The organism is Mesorhizobium sp. M7A.F.Ca.US.010.02.1.1, from assembly GCF_004023085.1.
Lineage (GTDB): Bacteria > Pseudomonadota > Alphaproteobacteria > Rhizobiales > Rhizobiaceae > Mesorhizobium.
On sequence record NZ_RZRV01000036.1, the window covers coordinates 1 to 18,895 of the forward strand.

General features: G+C 62.6%; 17 protein-coding genes. 15 read left to right on the forward strand and 2 right to left on the reverse strand.

Going from position 1 to position 18,895, the window contains the following annotated elements; genetic code table 11:
* The first annotated feature begins 329 nt into the window (after positions 1 to 329).
* Positions 330 to 1,826, forward strand: a complete 1,497-nt coding sequence (locus EOA19_RS26780) for a CoA-acylating methylmalonate-semialdehyde dehydrogenase (protein WP_023811796.1) — start codon at positions 330 to 332, stop codon at positions 1,824 to 1,826.
* Between the two features lie 317 nt (positions 1,827 to 2,143).
* Positions 2,144 to 2,443, forward strand: coding sequence for a hypothetical protein (locus EOA19_RS26785; RefSeq protein WP_128305319.1), 300 nt, complete (start codon positions 2,144 to 2,146; stop codon positions 2,441 to 2,443).
* 54 nt (positions 2,444 to 2,497) lie between these two features.
* Here EOA19_RS26785 and EOA19_RS26790 read toward each other — a convergent pair whose 3' ends face one another.
* On the reverse strand, positions 2,498 to 3,148 hold the full coding sequence (locus EOA19_RS26790) for a GntR family transcriptional regulator (RefSeq protein WP_245486341.1): 651 nt from the start codon (positions 3,146 to 3,148) through the stop codon (positions 2,498 to 2,500).
* Positions 3,149 to 3,259: 111 nt separating this feature from the next.
* Here EOA19_RS26790 and EOA19_RS26795 point away from each other — a divergent pair, with 111 nt between their 5' ends.
* From EOA19_RS26795 to EOA19_RS26855, 13 genes are all read left to right on the forward strand, one after another.
* Complete coding sequence (locus EOA19_RS26795) at positions 3,260 to 4,153, forward strand: dihydrodipicolinate synthase family protein (protein ID WP_128305321.1); 894 nt, start codon at positions 3,260 to 3,262, stop codon at positions 4,151 to 4,153.
* A 59-nt stretch (positions 4,154 to 4,212) separates the two neighbouring features.
* Positions 4,213 to 5,463, forward strand: a complete 1,251-nt coding sequence (locus tag EOA19_RS26800; protein WP_023811800.1) for an FAD-binding oxidoreductase — start codon at positions 4,213 to 4,215, stop codon at positions 5,461 to 5,463.
* A gap of 31 nt (positions 5,464 to 5,494) precedes the next feature.
* Entirely contained in the window at positions 5,495 to 6,496 is a 1,002-nt protein-coding gene (locus tag EOA19_RS26805; protein ID WP_128305322.1) for a 4-hydroxyproline epimerase, read from the forward strand.
* Between the two features lie 334 nt (positions 6,497 to 6,830).
* Positions 6,831 to 7,733, forward strand: coding sequence for a branched-chain amino acid ABC transporter permease (locus tag EOA19_RS26810; RefSeq protein ID WP_013529092.1), 903 nt, complete (start codon positions 6,831 to 6,833; stop codon positions 7,731 to 7,733).
* A gap of 4 nt (positions 7,734 to 7,737) precedes the next feature.
* A complete protein-coding gene (gene livM / locus EOA19_RS26815; RefSeq protein ID WP_023811802.1) occupies positions 7,738 to 9,333 on the forward strand; it encodes a high-affinity branched-chain amino acid ABC transporter permease LivM in 1,596 nt (531 codons plus the stop codon).
* Complete coding sequence (locus tag EOA19_RS26820; RefSeq protein WP_128305323.1) at positions 9,333 to 10,889, forward strand: ATP-binding cassette domain-containing protein; 1,557 nt, start codon at positions 9,333 to 9,335, stop codon at positions 10,887 to 10,889. The genes livM and EOA19_RS26820 overlap by 1 nt, the downstream gene beginning before the upstream one ends.
* Positions 10,889 to 11,617: an ABC transporter ATP-binding protein gene (locus EOA19_RS26825; RefSeq protein WP_127296224.1), complete on the forward strand. Its 729-nt coding sequence runs from the start codon at positions 10,889 to 10,891 to the stop codon at positions 11,615 to 11,617. The genes EOA19_RS26820 and EOA19_RS26825 overlap by 1 nt, the downstream gene beginning before the upstream one ends.
* 111 nt (positions 11,618 to 11,728) lie before the next feature.
* Positions 11,729 to 12,076, forward strand: a complete 348-nt coding sequence (locus EOA19_RS26830) for a DUF6867 family protein (protein WP_023811804.1) — start codon at positions 11,729 to 11,731, stop codon at positions 12,074 to 12,076.
* Positions 12,077 to 12,213: 137 nt separating this feature from the next.
* Positions 12,214 to 13,332, forward strand: coding sequence for a branched-chain amino acid ABC transporter substrate-binding protein (locus tag EOA19_RS26835; RefSeq protein WP_023811805.1), 1,119 nt, complete (start codon positions 12,214 to 12,216; stop codon positions 13,330 to 13,332).
* 286 nt (positions 13,333 to 13,618) lie between these two features.
* Positions 13,619 to 17,077 carry a pyruvate carboxylase gene (pyc, locus tag EOA19_RS26840; protein WP_128305324.1) on the forward strand — a complete coding sequence of 1,153 codons (3,459 nt, stop codon included), beginning with the start codon at positions 13,619 to 13,621 and terminating at the stop codon, positions 17,075 to 17,077.
* 155 nt (positions 17,078 to 17,232) lie between these two features.
* A complete protein-coding gene (locus EOA19_RS26845; protein ID WP_013529099.1) occupies positions 17,233 to 17,493 on the forward strand; it encodes a DUF2312 domain-containing protein in 261 nt (86 codons plus the stop codon).
* A gap of 49 nt (positions 17,494 to 17,542) precedes the next feature.
* Positions 17,543 to 17,983 (forward strand): hypothetical protein, encoded by a 441-nt coding sequence (locus tag EOA19_RS26850; RefSeq protein WP_023811807.1) that lies wholly within the window; start codon positions 17,543 to 17,545, stop codon positions 17,981 to 17,983.
* A gap of 7 nt (positions 17,984 to 17,990) precedes the next feature.
* A complete protein-coding gene (locus EOA19_RS26855; protein ID WP_031213448.1) occupies positions 17,991 to 18,302 on the forward strand; it encodes a hypothetical protein in 312 nt (103 codons plus the stop codon).
* Between the two features lie 82 nt (positions 18,303 to 18,384).
* Here the strand turns inward: EOA19_RS26855 and msrB are convergent, their stop codons facing one another.
* Positions 18,385 to 18,789, reverse strand: coding sequence for a peptide-methionine (R)-S-oxide reductase MsrB (gene msrB / locus EOA19_RS26860; RefSeq protein WP_127270383.1), 405 nt, complete (start codon positions 18,787 to 18,789; stop codon positions 18,385 to 18,387).
* Positions 18,790 to 18,895 lie beyond the last annotated feature (106 nt).

Here is an 18,895-nt window from a genome sequence, read left to right on the forward strand (position 1 = left end):
CCTCTGTCCTGCCGGACATCTCCCCCGCAAGGGGGGAGATTGGCAGCTCCGCTGACAGAGCCTCTTTTGCGGAGCTGAAGATTTGCGAAAGCGACCGCTGCATCCGATCTCCCCCCTTGCGGGGGAGATGTCCGGCAGGACAGAGGGGGGTGTGACGAAGCTCAACCTTGAGAAATCCTGTAAAGACGGGCGCACCCTATCATTTGCGGCAATTGATGCACAGGTGCCTCTCGCTATCTACTTTTCGCACAACGGTTGCGTTCTCCGTCGCGTTGCCATCCGCCGGCCAAAGGCGGACAATACAGCATCACGAACAAGGGAGAGAAATCATGATCGATTATGGTCATTTCATCGGCGGCAAGCATGTCGCCGGGACCAGCGGCCGCAAGCAGGATGTCATGCAGCCGATGGACGGCTCCGTGCGCGGCACGGTGGCGCTGGCCTCGCAGGCGGAACTGCGCGCGGCGGTCGAGAATGCCAAGGCAGCGCAGCCGAAATGGGCCGCGACCAACCCGCAGCGCCGCGTGCGCGTGCTGATGAAGTTTCTCGAACTGGTCGCCCGCGACTATGACGAACTGGCCGACATCCTGGCGCGTGAGCATGGCAAGACGATCGCCGACGCCAAGGGCGACATCCAGCGCGGCCTCGAAGTGGTCGAAGTCTGCATCGGCGCGCCGCATATGATGAAGGGCGAATTCACCGACGGCGCCGGCCCCGGCATCGACGTCTATTCGATGCGCCAGCCGCTCGGCGTCGTCGCCGGCATCACGCCGTTCAACTTCCCGGCAATGATCCCGCTGTGGAAGATCGCGCCGGCCATCGCCTGCGGCAACGCCTTCATCCTGAAGCCTTCGGAGCGCGATCCCGGCGTGCCGATGCGCATTGCCGAACTGTTCCTCGAAGCCGGCCTGCCGGCAGGCATCCTCAACGTCGTCAACGGCGACAAGGACGTGGTCGACGCCATCCTCGACGATCCCGACATCAAGGCCATCGGCTTTGTGGGCTCGACGCCGATCGCCCATTACATCTATTCGCGCGGCACGGCCGCCGGCAAGCGCGTGCAGTGCTTCGGCGGCGCCAAGAACCACATGATCATCATGCCCGATGCCGACATGGACCAGACCGTCGATGCGTTGATCGGCGCCGGCTACGGCTCGGCCGGCGAGCGGTGCATGGCGATCTCGGTCGCCGTCCCGGTCGGCAACGATACCGCCAACCGGCTGATGGAAAAACTGATCCCGCGCGTTGAAAGCCTGAAGGTCGGTCCTTCGACGGACTCTTCCGCCGATTTCGGCCCGCTGGTGACGGCGCAGGCATTGGAACGCGTTAAGGGCTATGTTGACACCGGCGTCAAGGAAGGCGCCAAGCTGGTCGTCGACGGCCGCGGCTTCTCGATGCAGGGTTATGAAGACGGCTACTATATGGGTGGCTGCCTGTTCGACAACGTGACCGCCGATATGCGCATCTACAAGGAAGAGATCTTTGGGCCGGTGCTCTCTGTTGTGCGCGCGCCGACCTATGAGAGCGCGATCAAGCTCGCCAACGATCACGAGATGGGCAATGGCGTCGCCATCTTCACCCGTGACGGCGATGCCGCGCGCGACTTTGCAAGCCGTGTCCAGGTCGGCATGGTCGGCATCAACGTGCCGATCCCGGTGCCGATCGCCTACTACACCTTCGGCGGCTGGAAGGCATCTTCCTTCGGCGATCTCAACCAGCACGGCCCGGACGCGTTCCGCTTCTACACCAAGACCAAGACGGTGACCTCGCGCTGGCCGTCCGGCATCAAGGACGGTGCCGAATTCGTCATCCCGACGATGAACTGAGCCGGACGACTTCTTGGTTGCGCGTCCTCGCCTTCGGCTGCGGTCGCGCGGGCGGGCATCAAGGACGGTGCTGAATTCGTCATCCCGACGATGAACTGACCGGACAACAAATTGGTTTGGATTCAAGACCTGGGCGCTCGCGCCCGGGCGTTTTTTTGCAATCCGGTGGCGACCCTATCCGCTTGAACGCTAATGTGATGGAACCAAGTAGGCATCTGCCGTCTTGGTTTGCAGTGCTGCCGCAAGGAGGTACGGCAGATCAAGCAACGGCGCTGGCGACAGCTTCGGGGACATCGTCTGGCGCAAGGAGGTGTCAGATGACCCGTCTTGTGGCAACGCTACTTTTCGCGGCGGTTTCCGCGTTTCCGGCCGCCCCGGCGATGGCAGAGCAATGCGCGGCCCGTGCGGATATGATCAAAGCGCTCGGGGAAAAATTCCACGAAAGCGAAGCGGCGCGGGGCCTGGTCAACCCGAGCCTGATTCTTGAGATATTCGTCTCCGACCAGGGCACCTGGACAATTCTTGCCACCGACACGCATGGTCAGAGCTGCGTCATCACGGCAGGCGAAGGCTGGGACGGTCCGTTGATGGCGGCGGCTGCCTTGCCCGGGACTTAACCCGAGCTTCGAGGAAGCGCCAACGACGAGAGCGCACCGGATATAAAAGGACGTTCAGCGCGTGGCGGCCGTCTCGGCGTGGCCGCGCAACAGCGCCATCAGGCGTTTGGCGTCCTTGGCCGCAGCCTCTTCGTCGCCCGCAAGGATCGAGCGGATCAGCGCTACATGGTGCTCGGCGGATTCGGCAAGACCGGTTTCGGCCTTGTAGCGGAACCAGAAGCGGCGGCTGTGGGTCTGCAAGGGGGCGGCCAAACGGGCGGCGAAGGGATTGTCGGCAGCCAGCGCCAGCGCTTCGTCGAGAGCCTTGTCGGCCTGGATGAAGGCAAGCACATTGCCCGAGATCACCGCTTTCTGCATGGCGAGCGCTGCTTCGTGAAACAAGTCGGCGGCTTCGCGGGTGACGAAGCGGGCGGCCGAGCGGGCGAGCACCACCTCGACGCCGCGACGTGCATCGAGGACGCGCAGCCAGTCGCCGGCATGGAGCGGGGCGATGGCGATCCCGGCGCGCGGCCTGATGTCAAGCAGCCCTTCCCAGGCCAACCGCTGGATCGCCTCGCGCACTGGTGTCCTGCCAAGCCCGAGCCTGTCGATCAGAGCGCCCTCGGTGACGAAGCTTGCCGGGGCCAGTTCGAGCGTGACGATCATGTGCTCGAGCACATGGTAGGCCCTGGTCGCGGCTGGCTCCGCCGAGGTGTTTGCTGCCATGGCTATCAAATGCGCTCTCCTGATATATCTTGAATATATCATAACGGAATCCGCATTGACAGCGGGTTTGTTAATAGATATACCACTGATATATCAGATGGAGAGATGATCATGTGGACCGGAGTTTTTCCTGCCGTCACGACCAAATTCACCGCGGATGATCGTCTCGATCATGCCGAGATGGAGCGCTGCTTCAGCCTGCAGATGGAGGCCGGCTGCGACGGCATCATCGTCTGCGGATCGCTCGGCGAGGGGCCGATGCTGTCGCCCGACGAGAAGATCGAGGTGCTGAAGACCGCACAGAAGGTCGCCGGCAAGAAGCCGGTGCTGCTGACCGTCAACGAGGCCGGCACACGCGAGGCGGCCAGCATCGCCAAGCGCGCGAGCCGGGAAGGCGCCAATGGCCTCATGGTCGTGCCGAGCCCGATCTACCACACCAATGCGGAAGAGACGGTTGCAGCGCTTCGTGCGGTCGCCGAGGCGGGCGACCTGCCGGTCATGATCTACTCGAACCGGCTCGCCTACCGTGTCGACGTCACCGTCGACCAGATGGAGGAGCTGGCGTCGGACAAGCGCTTTGTCGCGATCAAGGAATCCTCCGACGACATCCGTCGTTCGACCGAGATCATCAATCGCCTGGGCAACCGCTATGACCTGTTCACCGGCGTCGACAATCTCGCCTTCGAAGCGCTGTCGGTTGGCGCCATCGGCTGGGTGGCCGGACTGGTCACCGCGTTCCCCCGCGAGACGGTCGCCATCTACCAGCTGATGAAGCAGGGCCGCCGCGAGGAGGCGCTCGCCATCTACCGCTGGTTCCGGCCGCTGCTCGATCTCGATGTCTCGACTTACCTGGTCCAAAACATCAAGCTTGCCGAAGTGTTCGCGATCAACACAAATGACCGCGTTCGCATGCCGCGCCAGCCGCTGTCTGGAGAGCGCCGCAAGGCTGTCGAGAAGATCGTCAAGGATGCGCTCGCCGTGCGGCCGACACTGCCGCAGTTCTGAGCTGGTATGAAGCGAGCGGGGCGGAGACTGGGACATGCATGCAGGGGTGACGTACAAAGATGAATAGCGATGTTCCAATCGACATCGCCATCATCGGTGGCGGCATCATCGGCATCTGTGCCGCTGCGTCTCTCGCCGAGGCCGGACGCAGGGCCACCGTCTTCGACCGCACCGGCATTTGCGAGGAGACGAGCTCCGGCAATGCCGCCGCCTTCGCCTTCTCCGACGTGCTGCCGCTGGCCCACAAGGGCATGATCCGGCAGCTGCCGAAATGGCTGGCCGATCCGCTTGGCCCGCTCAGCATTCCGCCCGCCCATCTGCCGAGGCTTCTGCCCTGGCTAATCCGCTTCTGGCGCGCCGGGGCGCCCGGGAAATACGAGGCGAGCCTTGCCGCTCAGGCGGGCATGATGAAGCTCGCCGAGGCGGAGTGGATGGGCTTGCTCGATCGCTCCGGTACGCGGTCGATGCTGCGCGAGGACGGTTCACTGGAGCTCTATGAAAGCGAAGCCGAATTTCAGGCCGGGCTGCCTGGCTGGGCGGCGCGTGAGCGTTTCGGCATCGGTTTCCGCCATGTCGAGGGCGAGGAACTGGCCGCCTTGCAGCCGGGGCTGTCGCCGCGCTTCATCAAAGGCACGTTCGTGCCGGGATGGAAGACGGTCGCCGACCCGAAACTGCTGGGCAAGGCGGTGTGGGCCTATGCGCAGGCCAAGGGCGCCCGCTTTGAGCTGGCCCGGATCAGCCAAGTCGCGGCGGATCAGGATGGTGCGACGCTGACGTTGGCAGACGGCACCACAAGGCAGGCGCGACAACTTGTCGTCGCCGCCGGCGCATGGTCGCATCTGCTGGCGCGGCAGCTCGGCGATCGCATTCCGCTGGAGACCGAGCGCGGCTACAACACCACGTTGCCGACGAGTGCCTTCGACGTGAAGCGGATGCTGATCTTCTCCGGCCATGGTTTCGTCGTCACGCCGCTCGAAACGGGCCTGCGTGTCGGTGGCGCCGTTGAACTCGGCGGCATCGAGCGGCCGCCCAATTATGCCAGGTCGAAAGCGCTGCTGCGGAAGGCACAGAAATTCTTGCCGGGGCTCGATCCCTCGGGTGGGCGCGAATGGATGGGGTTCCGCCCCTCGCTGCCGGATTCAGTGCCCGTCATCGGCGGCGCGCCGGGAAAGCGGTCGGTGGTCTATGCCTTCGGCCATGGCCATCTCGGCCTGACCCAGGCGGCGGCCACCGGACGGTTGATCAGGGATCTTGTCCTGGGGCAGACTCCACCGATCGATCTGGCCCCCTTCAGTCCGCAACGATTTTGATTTTTCGGGTTTTTGATTTTCGAGGAGCGTCATGGCCAAGAAATCCTTCTTCTGCATAGACGGCCACACCTGCGGCAATCCGGTGCGGCTGGTCGCTGGCGGCGGCCCGCTGCTGCAGGGCGCGACTATGATGGAGCGGCGTGCGCATTTTCTGGCCGAGTATGACTGGATCCGCACCGGACTGATGTTCGAGCCGCGCGGCCACGACGTGATGTCCGGCTCGATCCTCTATCCGCCGACGCGCGAGGATTGCGATATCGCCATCCTGTTCATCGAAACCTCCGGCTGCCTGCCGATGTGTGGTCATGGCACCATTGGTACGGTGACGATGGCCATCGAACACGGACTGATCAAGCCGAAGACGCCGGGCGTGCTTCGGCTCGACACGCCGGCCGGCCTGGTCATCGCCGAATACAAACAGGTCGGCGACTATGTCGAGGAGGTGCGCATCACCAATGTGCCGTCCTTCCTCCATGCCGAAGGGCTGACGGTCGAATGCCCTGGGCTCGGCGAAATCACCGTCGATGTCGCCTATGGCGGCAACTTCTACGCCATCGTCGAGCCGCAGGAGAACTATCGCGACATGGCCGATTATTCGGCGGGCGACTTCATCGCCTGGAGCCCGGTGGTGCGGCAGCGGCTCAACGACAAATATTCTTTCGTGCATCCCGAGAACCCAGGCATCAACCGGCTGTCGCACATGCTGTGGACCGGCGCGCCGACGGTGGATGGGGCGGATGCCCGCAATGCCGTCTTCTACGGCGACAAGGCGATCGACCGCTCGCCCTGCGGAACCGGCACCTCGGCGCGCATGGCGCAGCTTCATGCCAAGGGCAAACTCAAGGCCGGCGACAGCTTCGTCCATGAATCGATCATCGGTTCGCTGTTCAAGGGCAAGGTCGAAAAGGATGTCAGCGTGGCCGGCAAGCCGGCCATCATTCCCTCGATCGGCGGCTGGGCGCGGATGACCGGACTGAACACCATCTTCATCGACGACCGCGACCCTTTCGCGCACGGATTTGTTGTCAAGTGATGGGACTCCTGACCTTGCGGAAAGCAACGGCCTGAAAAATGGATCGTGCCAAACACGCAAGGATTCCTTTCATCACCTAATTTTGACGGCGATTTCTTCGAAACGGAGCGCATGATGCGGTCGAATCGTCAAAGACATTGCGTTATGCCAATGGTAGGGTCCGCGATAGTCCAGGGGCTGGATGATGGAAAACGGGCAATCGGACAGCGTGCTTCGAAAACACGCATGACGATTGAAAAATGACGTTGCAATCCGGGCTCGAAACTTTACGACTAGGGGAAATACGAAAAGGAATGCGTCTGCATGGGCGACATTCCAGGGGAGCCATGTACACATGCAGTATTTTGTCCAGCAGCTTATCAACGGGCTGACGCTGGGATCGATCTATGGGCTGATCGCGATCGGCTACACGATGGTCTACGGCATCATCGGCATGATCAATTTCGCCCATGGCGACATCTTCATGGTGGGTGCCTTCACGGCACTGATCGTCTTCCTCGCCCTTGGCGCGCTGTTCTATTCGGTGCCGGTTGTGCTGGCGCTGCTGATCATGATGATCGTGGCGATGCTGCTCACCAGCCTCTATAACTGGACGATCGAAAAGGTCGCCTACCGGCCGTTGCGCGGTTCGTTCCGACTGGCCCCGCTGATCACTGCCATCGGCATGTCGATCGCGCTGTCGAACTTCGTCCAGGTGACGCAGGGTCCACGCAACAAGCCGATCCCGCCGATGGTCAGCCAGGTTTACAACATCAACGGCATCAGCGTGTCGCTGAAGCAGATCATCATCGTCGTCGTCACGGCGCTGCTGCTGGCGCTGTTCTGGTATCTGGTCAACAAGACCTCGCTCGGGCGAGCGCAACGGGCCTGTGAGCAGGACCGCAAGATGGCGGCGCTGCTCGGCATCGATGTCGACCGTACCATCTCGATCACCTTCATCATGGGTGCGGCCCTTGCCGCGGTCGCCGGCACTTTGTTCCTGATGTATTACGGCGTCATTGCCTTCTCGGATGGCTTCACGCCGGGCGTGAAGGCCTTCACGGCGGCGGTGCTGGGCGGCATTGGTTCGCTGCCTGGGGCGGTGGTCGGCGGGCTGATGATCGGCTTCATCGAGAGCATGTGGTCGGCCTATTTCTCGATCGACTACAAGGACGTCGCGGCGTTCTCGATCCTGGCCATCGTGCTGATCTTCCTGCCTTCCGGCATATTGGGCCGGCCAGAAGTCGAAAAGGTCTGAGACTATGGCCGTCACCGTATCTCCGGAGCGCGACACCGTCGCCACCCCCATGCAGCGCGCGTTGCGCGAGGCACTTTATGCCGCTGCCATATCGTTCGGCCTGTTCGTGCTGTTCATCGGCCTGAAGACCGGCCAGAACATTTCCAATGAACTGGTCCTGACGACACGCTGGGGCCTGCTTGCCGCCGTGGTGATCGCCACGGCTGTCGGGCGCTTCCTCTATGTCGCTTATGGCCAGCCCTTCCTCGCCAACCAGAAGATCACCGACGTCGCCACCGGCCTGCTGCCGGCCAGCGTGGCGTCACGCTTCTTCCAGTTGCCGGCCTTCATCGTGGCCTTGGTCGCGGCGGTGGTGTTGTTTGCGGTCAACAGCTCTCTCGTCGGATGGGTGGGAGCCGAGCCGGCGGGCTATCTGCAGTTCCTGCGCGCCCTGGCAGTCATCTATGTGCTGGCCTGCGTGATCTATTATTTCCGGGGCTTCATCCATGCTAACTTCACCAAACTCGGCATTGCCGCGCTGATCCTCTATCCGATCCTGGTAGTGGCGATCCTGTCGCTGATGTCCTGGTCGTTCGTCGGCGGTCTGCAAGGTTCGCTGAAATGGGTCGACAATTTCGGCATCCAGATCCTGATCTATGTGATGCTGGCCTGGGGCCTGAACATTGTCGTCGGCCTCGCCGGCCTGCTCGACCTCGGTTATGTCGCTTTCTACGCGGTCGGCGCCTATGCCTATGCGCTGCTCGGCACGCAATACGGCCTGTCGTTCTGGATCCTTTTGCCGGCCGCCGGCGCCATGGCCGCCTTCTGGGGCGTGCTGCTCGGTTTTCCGGTGCTGCGCCTGCGTGGCGACTATCTGGCGATCGTCACCTTGGCTTTCGGTGAGATCATCCGCCTGGTCCTGATCAACTGGCGTGAGGTCACCAACGGTTCGGCCGGTATTTCCGGCATTCCGAAGGTCACCTTCTTCGGCCTGATGACCTTCAACGTGTCGGACCCCAATTACATCGCCAAGGTGCTGCATCTCGCGACATCGAGCGCCTACTACAAGATCTTCCTCTATTACCTGATCCTGGCGCTGGCGCTGCTGACAGCCTTCGTTACCATCCGGCTGCGGCGCATGCCGGTCGGCCGTGCCTGGGAAGCGTTGCGGGAGGACGAGATCGCCTGCCGTTCGCTCGGCATCAACACCACCACTACGAAGCTTACAGCCTTTGCCACGGGTGCGATGTTCGGCGGCTTCGCCGGCGCGTTCTTCGCCGCACGGCAGGGCTTCGTCAGCCCGGAATCCTTCGTCTTCCTGGAATCGGCCATCATCCTGGCCATCGTCGTTCTCGGTGGCATGGGCTCGCTGGTCGGCATCGCGGTCGCCGCAATGGTGATGATCGGCGGTACCGAGGCGTTGCGCGAACTCGACTTCCTCAAGCAGGTCTTCGGACCGGACTTCACACCGGAACTCTACCGCATGCTTCTGTTCGGCATGGCCATGGTCATCGTCATGCTGTGGAAGCCGCGCGGCTTCGTCGGCAGTCGTGAACCAACCGCCTTCCTCAAGGAGCGAAAGGCTGTCTCAAGCTCCTTCACCAAGGAAGGACACGGCTGATGAATGCGAACCCTGTTCAGAAGGCCAATTCCGGCGTGAACGACGCTATCCTGCAGGTCGATCATCTGTCGATGAAGTTCGGCGGCCTGGTGGCCATCGGCGATCTGTCTTTCGCCGCCAAGCGCGGCGAGATCACCGCGCTGATCGGCCCCAACGGCGCCGGCAAGACCACGGTGTTCAACTGCATCACCGGCTTTTACAAGCCCTCGGAAGGCATGATCACGCTCAACCGGAACGATGGTTCGACCTTCCTGCTCGAGCGGCTGCCCAACCATGAGATCCCGGCGCGCGCCAAGGTGGCGCGCACCTTCCAGAACATCCGCCTGTTCTCCGGCATGACCCTGCTGGAGAACCTGCTGGTCGCCCAGCACAACAAACTGATGAAGGCATCGGGCTACACGGTGCTTGGCCTGTTCGGCTTCAGCGGCTATCGCAAGGCCTCGGCCGAATCGGTGGAGCTCGCCAAGCATTGGCTGGAAAAGGCCGATCTTGTCGACCGTGCCGACGACCCGGCCGGCGACCTGCCCTATGGCGCGCAGCGCCGTCTCGAGATCGCTCGCGCCATGTGCACGGGACCCGAGCTTCTGTGCCTCGATGAACCGGCGGCCGGCCTCAATCCGAAGGAATCGGCGGCGCTCAACGAGCTGCTGATCGACATCAAGAACACATCCGGCACCTCGATCCTGTTGATCGAGCACGACATGTCGGTGGTCATGCAAATCTCCGACCATGTCGTGGTGCTGGAGTATGGCCGCAAGATTTCCGACGGCAGTCCGCAGTCGGTACGCACAGATCCCCGCGTCATCGCCGCCTATCTCGGCGTCGACGACGAGGAAGTCGAAGCCGTCCTCACCGAAGTCGGCGACGAAGATGTCATCGAACAGCTCGATACAGGGCCGGATGCCGCGCATGGTCCGGGAACATCGTCGTCCTATCTCGCCGGGCCGGTGACCGACACGGTCGGCCATAGTTCGGGCGAGCGGGTTACGGTGGCCAAGGGAGCGTCAAAGGCCGGTCAGGTCGACGCCCGGTCGCTCGCCGCGGCAAACAAGGCAGCCTCGCTGGCAGCCGTGCCGGCGACGAAGGCAAAGCCTGCACCGAAAGCGGCGTCAAAGGCGGCAACCGGCACGGCGGCGAAGTCGACCGCATCGGCCAAGCCTACAGCCAAGGCCCCGGCGAAGGCTGGAGAGATCTCCAACCGGCTGGCTGCGCCTCGCGGCGGCAAGGCCGACAATTTGACCCGCATCAAGGGCATCGGTACGGTCAACGAGAAGAAGCTCAACGATCACGGCATCTTCCACTTCGACCAGATCGGCGCCTGGAAAAAAGCCGACGTCGAGGCCGCCGAAGCCTATCTCGCCTTTGACGGACGTATCGCGCGCGAGGAATGGGTCAAACAGGCCAGGCTGCTCGGCCAGGGCAAGGACACGGAATTCTCGCGCCGCGTCGACGCGGGCAAGGTGGCGACAAGCCATGCTTCCGCAAAGACTGCAAAGGCAGCCTCCGGAAAGACCGCGAGCAAGACCGCGGCGGGCAAGCGTGGAGGGGGCAAGTGATGGCCGCGACAACGCTGCTCGATATCAAGGGCGTGCAGACTTACTACGGCAACATCCGAGCCTTGAACGGCGTCGATGTCACTGTGAAGGAAGGTGAGATCGTGGCGCTGATCGGTGCCAATGGCGCCGGCAAGTCGACGCTGATGATGACCATTTTCGGCGCGCCGCGGGCTCGCGCCGGCACCATCACCTTTGCCGGCACCGACATAACCCAGATGCCGACGCACGAGATCGCGCGCATGCGCATTGCCCAGTCGCCCGAGGGCCGGCGGATCTTTCCGCGCATGACGGTGATGGAAAACCTGCAGATGGGCGCCAGCCTCGACAACCTCAAGCACTATGACGAGGACGTCGAGAAGGTGTTCACGCTGTTCCCGCGTTTGAAAGAGCGCATCACCCAGCGCGGCGGCACGCTGTCGGGCGGTGAGCAGCAGATGCTGTCGATCGGACGCGCGCTGATGGCACGACCGAAGCTGCTTTTGCTTGACGAGCCGTCGCTGGGCCTCGCGCCGCTGATCGTCAAGCAGATCTTCGACGCCATCCGCGAACTGAACCGCACCCAGGGGCTGACCGTATTCCTGGTCGAGCAGAACGCCTTCGGCGCGCTCAAGCTCGCCACGCGCGGCTACGTCATGGTCAACGGCAATGTGACGATGAGCGGCACCGGCAAGGAGCTGCTCGCCAATCCGGAAGTGCGCGCCGCCTATCTCGAAGGCGGACACCACTGAGTTCGGAGCGGAATGCGTGCATTCGCCATTCCGCTCCAGATTGTTTGTTTGTCGCATGATCTTGTCCGGAAAGTCCGCAACTTTTCGGGATCATGCTAAGGAGACTTCACCATGCAGGGCATTCTTTACGAGGAACCCTCGATCTGGCAGTTCTTCTTCGTCACCTGTCTGCTCGGCGGCTGGGCGGCGTGGATGACCGGCAAGGCCAGTGCCCAGACATGGCGCAGCTTCATCCAGCTGTTCGCCTATATGCTGGGCCTCGGCATCGCCATCCGCTTCATCCATCACGCGCTGTTCGGCGGCACCATGTTCTCGCTGCACTATTATGTCGTCGACACCATCGTGCTGATGATCCTCGGCTTCGTCGGCTATCAATACACGCGCACCAACCAGATGGTGACACAGTATAATTGGCTCTACGAAAGAGCTTCACTCTTGAGCTGGAAACCGAAAGGTTGACGTTCATCATTAACGCCGTCTCGAAATTGAATCGGCGTGACAAGTGCCTGAAAATCGGCAAACTATGCTTTCTGCGATAAGGGTGGGCATCGCATGAAAGCTTCATCCACGCCCACTCCGTAAATGGGAGCGTTTAAATGAAAAAGTCACTTTTGTCCGCCGTCGCCCTGACCGCGCTGGTCGCGTTCGGCGGCAACGCGTGGGCTGACGTCATGTTCGGCGTCGCCGGTCCGATCACCGGTCCGAACGCCGCCTTCGGCGCACAGCTTCAGAAGGGTGCGGAAGCGGCCGTCGCCGACATCAATGCCAAGGGCGGCATCAACGGCGAGCAGATCAAGCTCGAAGTCGGCGACGACGTCTCCGATCCGAAGCAGGGCATCTCGGTTGCGAACAAGTTCGTCGGCGACGGCGTCAAGTTCGTGGTCGGCCACTTCAACTCGGGCGTTTCGATTCCGGCTTCGGAAGTCTATGCGGAAAACGGCATTGTCGAAGTGACGCCGGCCGCGACCAACCCGCAGTTCACCGAGCGCGGCCTGTGGAATGTGTTCCGCACCTGCGGACGCGATGACCAGCAGGGTAGCATTGCCGGTGCTTATCTCGCCGCGAACTTCAAGGACGCCAAGATCGCCGTCATCCACGACAAGACCACCTATGGCCAGGGTCTTGCCGACGAAACCAAGAAGGCAATGAATGCCAAGGGCCTGACGGAAGTCATGTATGAAGGCATCAATGTCGGCGACAAGGACTTCTCCGCGCTGATCGCCAAGATGAAGGAAGCCGGCGTTTCGATCATCTACTGGGGCGGCCTGCACACCGAAGCAGGCCTGATCATCCGCCAGGCGGCCGACCAGGGCCTCAAGGCGACACTGATTTCCGGCGACGGCATCGTGTCGAACGAACTGGCTTCGATCGCGGGCGACGCTGTTGCGGGCACGCTCAACACGTTCGGTCCGGATCCGCGCCTGATCCCCGCCAACAAGGAACTCGTCGAGAAGTTCCGCGCGCAGGGTTTCGAACCGGAAGCCTATACGCTCTACTCCTACGCCGCAGTACAGGCTATCGCCGAGGCAGCGACCGCTGCCAAGTCGAACGACCCGCAGGCAGTTGCCAAGGCGCTGCATGAAAACGGCCCGTTCAAGACCGTGCTCGGCGATCTGTCCTATGACGCCAAGGGCGACCCGACGCTGCCCGGCTACGTGATGTACGAGTGGAAGAAGGGCGACGACGGCAAGTACACCTACATCCAGAAGATGTAAGACTCGTCAGTCTCCAGACCGTTTACGGATGCCCGGCGCCTCGCGCCGGGCATTTTCTTTTGCCATTCAGGGGGCGACCGATGGAGCCGGGGTCCCTTAGCCGGGAATGATCGTGCGTCACGGCAGAGCCGGCGCTTTTTCTGGCTGTTTGGATGAATGCGATGGCCTCTGGCGCAATGATTCCATTTCAATCGGTTTAAATGCGCGTCAAATTTGTTTGCACTGCAGCATTTTCACGCTAATCATTGCGCCGATTTCTCTTCCTTCCGTTGCTGGAGCCCAGTCCTTGGCCATCACGAAGATCCTCGTCGCCAACCGGTCCGAAATCGCCATTCGCGTCTTTCGCGCGGCCAACGAACTCGGCCTCAAAACCGTGGCGATCTGGGCCGAAGAAGACAAATACTCCCTGCATCGCTTCAAGGCCGACGAGAGCTACCAGGTCGGGCGCGGACCGCATCTGACCCGGGACATGGGGCCGATCGAAAGCTATCTGTCGATCGAGGAGGTGATCCGCGTCGCCAGGCTGTCGGGTGCCGATGCTATCCATCCCGGCTACGGCCTGTTGTCGGAAAGTCCCGAATTCGCCGACGCCTGTGCCGAAGCCGGCATTACCTTCATCGGGCCGAAGCCGGACACAATGCGGCGGCTCGGCAACAAGGTCGCGGCGCGCAATCTCGCCATCGAGGTCGGGGTGCCGGTGATCCCCGCCACCGATCCGTTGCCGGATGACATGGAGGCGGTCAAGAAACTGGCCAAGGGAATCGGCTATCCCGTGATGCTGAAGGCATCATGGGGTGGCGGCGGCCGCGGCATGCGCGCCATCCGCGCCGAAGCCGACCTTGCCCGTGAAGTCACCGAAGGCAAGCGTGAAGCGAAAGCCGCCTTCGGCAAGGACGAGGTCTATCTCGAAAAGCTGATCGAACGCGCGCGCCATGTCGAGGTGCAGGTGCTGGGCGACACCCATGGCAATGCGGTGCACCTGTTCGAGCGCGACTGTTCGATCCAGCGCCGCAACCAGAAGGTCGTCGAGCGGGCGCCGGCGCCCTATCTCGAAATGTCGCAGCGCGAGGAGCTTTGCGGCCATGCGCTGAAGATCGCCCGCGAGACCAGTTATATCGGCGCCGGCACGGTCGAGTTCCTGCAGGATGCCGACACCGGCAAATTCTATTTCATCGAGGTCAACCCGCGCATCCAGGTCGAGCACACCGTCACCGAGCAGGTGACCGGCATCGATATCGTCAAGGCGCAGATCCATATCCTCGACGGCTTTGCCATCGGCACACCGGAATCAGGCGTGCCGGCGCAGAAGGACATAAGGCTGAACGGCCACGCGCTGCAGTGCCGCATCACCACGGAAGACCCCGAGCACAATTTCATCCCCGATTACGGACGCATTACCGCCTATCGCGGCGCAACAGGCTTCGGCATCCGCCTCGATGGCGGCACCGCCTATTCGGGCGCTGTCATCACCCGCTTCTACGATCCGCTGCTGGAGAAGGTGACGGCGTGGGCGCCGACGCCGGCCGAGACGATCGCCCGCATGAACCGGGCGCTGCGCGAGTTCCGCATCCGCGGCGTCGCCACCAATCTGACCTTCCTCGAAGCGATCATCAACCACCCGAGCTTCGCCGACAATTCCTACACGACCAAGTTCATCGACACGACGCCGGAACTGTTCCAGCAGGTCAAGCGCCAGGACCGCGCCACCAAGCTCATCAACTATCTCGCCGACGTCAGCGTCAACGGCCATCCCGAGACGCGCGGCCGGCCGCAGCCGAAGGCCGATGCGGCCGCACCCGTGGTGCCTTACCTCAACGGCAATGTGCCCGGCGGCAGCAAGCAGAAGCTGGATGTGCTCGGGCCGGAGAAGTTCGCCGCCTGGATGCGCGATCAGAGGCAAGTGCTGGTCACGGACACGACGATGCGCGATGGCCACCAGTCGTTGCTCGCCACGCGTGTGCGAACGCATGACATTGCCGGCATCGCCGGTACCTATGCGCGTGCCTTGCCGCAGCTTCTATCGCTGGAATGCTGGGGCGGCGCCACCTTCGATGTCGCCATGCGCTTCCTCACCGAGGATCCGTGGGAGCGGCTGTCGCTGGTGCGCGAGGCGGCGCCCAATCTGCTGTTGCAGATGCTACTGCGCGGCGCCAATGGCGTCGGCTACACCAACTATCCCGACAATGTCGTGCAGCATTTCGTCAAGCAGGCAGCAAGCGGTGGCATCGACCTGTTCCGGGTCTTCGATTGCCTGAACTGGGTCGACAATATGCGCGTCGCCATGGATGCGGTCGGCGCCGAGGGTAAGCTGATCGAAGCGGCGATCTGCTACACCGGCGACATCCTCGATCCGGCGCGGGCGAAATACGACCTCAAATACTATGTCGGCCTGGCCAAGGAATTGCAGGCGGCCGGCGCCCACATCATTGCCGTCAAGGACATGGCCGGACTGCTGAAGCCGGCGGCGGCACGCGTGCTGTTCAAGGCGCTGCGCGAGGCGACCGACCTGCCGATCCATTTCCACACCCACGACACGTCGGGCCTGTCGGCGGCGACGGTGCTGGCGGCGGTGGAAAGCGGCGTCGACGCCATAGACGCGGCGATGGATGCTTTCTCCGGCAACACCTCGCAGCCATGCCTTGGCTCGCTCGTCGAGGCGCTGAAGGGCACAGAACGCGACCCCGGTCTCGACCCGCAATGGATCAGGAAAATCTCGTTCTACTGGGAAGCGGTGCGCAACCAGTACGCCGCCTTTGAAAGCGACCTCAAGGGGCCAGCTTCGGAAGTCTATCTGCACGAGATGCCGGGCGGGCAGTTCACCAATTTGAAGGAACAGGCGCGCTCGCTCGGACTGGAGACGCGCTGGCACGAGGTGGCGCAGACCTATCACGACGTCAATCTGATGTTCGGCGACATCGTCAAGGTGACGCCGTCCTCCAAGGTCGTCGGCGACATGGCATTGATGATGGTCAGCCAGGATCTCACCGTTGCCGATGTCGAAAACCCGGACAAGGATATCGCATTCCCGGATTCGGTCGTCTCGATGCTGCGCGGCGATCTCGGCCAGTCGCCAGGCGGGTGGCCGGCGGCGCTGCAGAAGAAGGCGCTGAAGGGCGACAAGCCAATCACGGTGCGGCCCGGCTCGCTGCTCAAGCCAGCCGACCTCAAGGTCAACCGCAAGGAGATCGAGGAGAAGCTCGAGCGCAAGCTGTCGGAGTTCGAATTCGCCTCTTGGCTGATGTATCCGAAGGTGTTTACGGATTTCGCCGGCGCGCAGGAGACCTATGGGCCGGTCAGCGTCCTGCCGACGCCGACCTATTTCTACGGCATGAAGCCGGAAGACGAGATCTTCGTCGACATCGAGAAGGGCAAGACGCTGGTGGTGCGCTGCCTGGCCATCGGCGATGTCGACGAGAAGGGCATGGTCACCGTGTTCTTTGAGCTCAACGGCCAGCCGCGTCGTGTCAAGGTGCCCGACCGGGCGCATGGCGCGTCCGCCGCCAAGGCCCGCCGCAAGGCCGAACCCGGCAACGAGGCGCATGTCGGCGCACCGATGCCGGGCGTCGTTTCGGCGCTTTCGGTGGCTGCCGGCCAAGCTGTGAAGGCCGGTGACGTGCTGCTTTCCATCGAAGCGATGAAGATGGAGACGGCGCTGCACGCCGAGCGCGACGGGACGGTCGCCGAGGTGCTGGTCAAGGCGGGCGACCAGATCGATGCCAAGGATCTGCTGATCGCTTTCAATTAGAGTTCGCAAAACGGACTGGTTGTCGGCTTCTGGCGGCAGCCCGCGTGGCTTGGTCGATAACGGCTTGACCCGCCGCCGCCGGTCGGGCATCGAACCGGCTCAAATTTTGCCGCAGTCGTCCGCGAGTCGCGGAGCCGATGCTTTTGGAGAAAAATATGGCCGACGATATCACCGATACCAGCCAGACTGTTGCCGCCGGCCAGCTGCGTGCCTTCATCGAGCGCATAGAGCGGCTCGAGGAAGAGAAGAAAACCATTTCCGACGATATCAAGGAAGTGTTCGCCGAGGCCAAGGGCACTGGGTTCGACACCAAGGCGATGCGCACGATCATCCGGCTGCGCAAGAAGGACCAGGCCGAGCGGCAGGAAGAGGAAACCATCCTCGATCTGTACAAGGCCGCGCTCGGCATGGTGTAAGATCAGCCGGCCCCGGCACGACACGGTTGCCGGAGATACGGTTTAAGCCATGAGCGAATTCGACTTCGGCGCCCGCCGCGCCTCTGAATTCCGCCAGCGCGGCTTCTGGACGCTGTTCGCTGAGCGGCATCCGGAAGAAAGGGCTCTGATGGCGCGGCGCGGACCCTGGTTCTGGCAGCGCGGGCTGCCCGACTTCGCCTTGGTCGTTTCCATGTATGTCGCGCCGGCGCAGAGCCAGGTCGGCGTCTTCTTCGGTCGCAACGAGAAGTTCGGCGCCACGCAAGCCTGGTCGCGGCTGAAGCCGTTTCAGCGTGAAATCGAAGACAGGCTGAAGCTCAGGCCGGAACAGAGTTGCGAGGGCCTCGGCATCAATTCGATGTGGCGGGTGAACTGCTATGCCGAGGACAACTGGCCAGCCATGGCCGACTGGCTGGTGACCGAATGTTCGCGCTTCGAGCGTGCGGTAACCGAAGTCCTGGGGCAGGGATAGACATCCGGTGTTGCCAGAAGGTATCGGCGCCTTTTTCCGTTCACGCTGGCAAGGCCAGGTGCCGCTCGACCGGCTGTTCTGGCGCGACCTTGTCCTCGTCGGCACCGCGGTCAGCATCGCCGCATCGGTGCTGGCGCTCGTCTTGCTCGGATTGAAGTTGCCGCTCGGGCTTGTGCTGGCAGTGCATTTCGCGTCGGTGCCCTACAGCCTGTTCCTGACCTTGGCGGTGTGGCGGACCACCGAAAAGATACCCGGTGCCAAGGCCTGGATGATGACGCTGGGCGCTACGCTGTGGCTGGTGGCGATGATCGTGGTCTGATCGTCTGCCCAGAGGGGGGCAACGGATACTTAAACGAAAAGGCGACAGATGCCGCCCTTTCATAGTGTCGAACCCGGATGGCTCAGGCCGAGGGCTCGAATTTCAGCGCCACGCCGTTGATGCAATAGCGCAGGCCGGTCGGCGGCGGGCCGTCCTCGAAGACATGGCCGAGATGGCTGCCGCAGCGGGCGCAATGGCATTCGGTGCGAACCATGCCGTAGCTGCGGTCGACGGTGTTTTCGACCGAGCCCGGCACCGGGTCGTTGAAGCTCGGCCAGCCGGTGCCGCTCTCGAACTTCAGCTTGGATTCGAACAAAGGCTGGTCGCAGCCGGCGCAAGAAAAGGTGCCGGCGCGCTTCTCGTAGAGCAAAGCGCAGCTTCCCGGCCGCTCGGTGCCGTGACCGCGCATGACGGCATACTGCTCGGGCGTCAGCCGGGCGCGCCATTCGGCGTCGGTGCGAGTTACAGGGTAGGTGTGGGTGTCCATGTGATCTCCTCAGCCTTGCCGGCTCGCTCCTACAGCGCCGCGCGTCCATCGGACGCGCAAGGGACGCTATAGCACTTTGGTTTTGCGCATGATCCTTTCCGAACCG

Excerpts from the sequence above, each read along its gene's own strand:
- EOA19_RS26800 (WP_023811800.1), top strand. The coding sequence starts at position 4,213 with ATGAATAGCGATGTTCCAATCGACATCGCCATCATCGGTGGCGGCATC.
- EOA19_RS26825 (WP_127296224.1), top strand. The coding sequence starts at position 10,889 with ATGGCCGCGACAACGCTGCTCGATATCAAGGGCGTGCAGACTTACTAC.
- EOA19_RS26780 (WP_023811796.1), top strand. The coding sequence starts at position 330 with ATGATCGATTATGGTCATTTCATCGGCGGCAAGCATGTCGCCGGGACC.
- EOA19_RS26835 (WP_023811805.1), top strand. The coding sequence starts at position 12,214 with ATGAAAAAGTCACTTTTGTCCGCCGTCGCCCTGACCGCGCTGGTCGCG.
- EOA19_RS26830 (WP_023811804.1), top strand. The coding sequence starts at position 11,729 with ATGCAGGGCATTCTTTACGAGGAACCCTCGATCTGGCAGTTCTTCTTC.
- EOA19_RS26845 (WP_013529099.1), top strand. The coding sequence starts at position 17,233 with ATGGCCGACGATATCACCGATACCAGCCAGACTGTTGCCGCCGGCCAG.
- EOA19_RS26810 (WP_013529092.1), top strand. The coding sequence starts at position 6,831 with ATGCAGTATTTTGTCCAGCAGCTTATCAACGGGCTGACGCTGGGATCG.
- EOA19_RS26785 (WP_128305319.1), top strand. The coding sequence starts at position 2,144 with ATGACCCGTCTTGTGGCAACGCTACTTTTCGCGGCGGTTTCCGCGTTT.
- livM (WP_023811802.1), top strand. The coding sequence starts at position 7,738 with ATGGCCGTCACCGTATCTCCGGAGCGCGACACCGTCGCCACCCCCATG.
- EOA19_RS26805 (WP_128305322.1), top strand. The coding sequence starts at position 5,495 with ATGGCCAAGAAATCCTTCTTCTGCATAGACGGCCACACCTGCGGCAAT.
- msrB (WP_127270383.1), bottom strand. The coding sequence starts at position 18,789 with ATGGACACCCACACCTACCCTGTAACTCGCACCGACGCCGAATGGCGC.
- EOA19_RS26820 (WP_128305323.1), top strand. The coding sequence starts at position 9,333 with ATGAATGCGAACCCTGTTCAGAAGGCCAATTCCGGCGTGAACGACGCT.
- EOA19_RS26795 (WP_128305321.1), top strand. The coding sequence starts at position 3,260 with ATGTGGACCGGAGTTTTTCCTGCCGTCACGACCAAATTCACCGCGGAT.
- EOA19_RS26850 (WP_023811807.1), top strand. The coding sequence starts at position 17,543 with ATGAGCGAATTCGACTTCGGCGCCCGCCGCGCCTCTGAATTCCGCCAG.
- EOA19_RS26790 (WP_245486341.1), bottom strand. The coding sequence starts at position 3,148 with ATGGCAGCAAACACCTCGGCGGAGCCAGCCGCGACCAGGGCCTACCAT.